The sequence below is a fragment of the Collinsella aerofaciens genome, assembly GCF_032584215.1.
Taxonomy (GTDB): Bacteria; Actinomycetota; Coriobacteriia; order Coriobacteriales; family Coriobacteriaceae; genus Collinsella.
The window spans coordinates 1-2,045 of record NZ_JAWHPN010000053.1 but is presented as its reverse complement, the minus strand read 5'-3'; the positions used below and the strand labels follow the sequence as shown (position 1 = coordinate 2,045).

General features: G+C 52.5%; 1 protein-coding gene. It reads right to left on the bottom strand.

The features are described 5' to 3' along the window. Positions 1 to 661: 661 nt before the first annotated feature. Positions 662 to 1,927, bottom strand: coding sequence for an ATP-binding protein (locus tag RX395_RS09655; RefSeq protein ID WP_193221484.1), 1,266 nt, complete (start codon positions 1,925 to 1,927; stop codon positions 662 to 664). Between the last annotated feature and the right edge of the window lie 118 nt (positions 1,928 to 2,045).

The window sequence follows — 2,045 nt, the reverse complement described above, 5'->3', positions numbered from 1 at the left end:
CATCTTGCAATCTCCGGAACGGTGATTGGGCGAAACGCAGTGTAGACGTGGAATGAGAGGCCTCATTCCAAGCGAGAGGCCTCGCGGCGTTGTAACTGCGTGAAGACCGTGAGCGGAAGCGAATTTTTAACGCGAAGGATGCTGAGTGTTAGAAGTTCGCTGTAGCGAGAGCGGAGCGGAAATGCGAATGCGAGGGATGCCGAGTGTTTGCATTTTTGCGAAGCGGGTTTGCGGCGCCCGCGACGCAAACATTCGACTTCGTCGAATCGTTTTCATGGCGTTTGCGAAAAAGTTGAGACAGCTTTCGACAATTTCAATGGCGCGGAGAGTCATTAGCGTGACTCGCAGCGCTGTTGGATTTGTCGAAAGCTGACGCGGCTCGCATTACGAATCGAATGGCGAGTCGATTTTCATGCGGCGTGCACACACGCCTACGATCGCGACCGATGGTCGCTATCTATTTTCAAAACTCGCGTTTTGTTTTGACGCGATATGAAATGCGATATGAAAAAACGAAACGCCCGCGCGAGTCGTTTTGACTTTTGCGCGGGCGCGATTCGATTCAAATGAAAATCAAGACGGTGAGTTTTTGAGTTTCGCGGTTTAGATCTCAGAAAACAGATTTAGAAACTGCGGCGTCGATTTCACTTCGCCCGCAGCATTACGGCGCAAGAACATCCAAGGGAACAACTTGGACACCGCGGTCGGTAACATAGGCTTGTGAGCCAAATCCAATAATCGCTACTTTAGAAACCGGCGGGGTGTTTCCAGCAGCAACCATACGTTCCTCGACAGCAACAAGATTGTCAGATGCCTCTTCTATTTGAGCAGAGCTGAGTTTAACTTCGACCGGGATCCAGGTCCCACCAGGAGCCGCAATGACTGCATCGACCTCTAGATCACGAGAATCGTGATAGTGATAGAGACTCATTCCGTTTGCTCGCGCATAGACCCACAAATCATGGAGCGCCAGCGATTCAAAAAGTAGTCCAAGCGTCTTGAAATCTAACAGCAAAGTCTCCGGAGTCGCCCCGAGCGCAGCGGCCGCCAGTGACGGGTCAGCAAGATGATGCTTCTTTGATTCTCTTAAGTGCACCGGAGATCTCATTGCTGGATTCCACGCGGGAATATCGCGAACGAAGCTAACCCGTGCGAGAAGAGATATATACGATGCCGCCGTTTGTCTCGACACTTCTCCACCAAGATCAGCTACGAGCGTCTTGAGTGTCGCCAAAGTGGATTCATTACGCGCAAGCGATTCGATGACAGCTTTGACCTTTTCGGGATCGCGTCGAGAGCCATCAACACGAGACAAATCTTCTTCGGCGACTATGCCGATGTAACGTTTCGCCATCGCCGACGCAGCCAGCGCATCGCGACCGACCGCCGCGGGCCATCCACCACGGACAACGCACTCGGCAATCGAGGCAGAATCCAACGACCCGAAAGCGCCATTGAACTTTTCGCCAGAAATAATGCCCGACAGCTTAACCGCGCCGCTAGATTTCCCAAGTTCGAAAAGCGTCATGGTATCCATGCGCAATTTAGCGAACCTTCCAGCGCCACTGTGCATCGGCCGCTCATTGTCTCGCGGCGTCGCCGACCCCGTAAATATGAACTGGCCAGGCTCGCCGCCGCGGTTGTCGCACTCAAACCGCGCCGCGTCCCAAAGTTTCGGAACCTCCTGCCATTCGTCGATCAGCCGCGGCACCTCGCCGGAAACGGCAAGCGCCGGGTCCGTCTCGGCACGCAAGCGATTCTCGAAGTTGCGCGACGGGTCCATGAGAAGGAGCCTGGACGCCGCACGGGTCCCGGCTGTGGTTGTCTTTCCACACCATTTCGGTCCTTCGATGAGAACGGCACCGAATATCCCCAGCATCTGGTCGAGCTCATTTTCGATAATTCGAGTGTAGTACTTTTTTGGCATGTTTTTCACCATTGATTACCAGCGCGTTTAACTAAATTTACCATTTTCATTTAACCAGATTTTGCTTTTTTGATTAACCAGATTTACGCATTTCAGTTAACGAAACAGATTAAACATG

Bases quoted from the DNA above. Each gene is read 5' to 3' on its own strand.
- RX395_RS09655 (WP_193221484.1), bottom strand. From the start codon at position 1,927: ATGCCAAAAAAGTACTACACTCGAATTATCGAAAATGAGCTCGACCAG.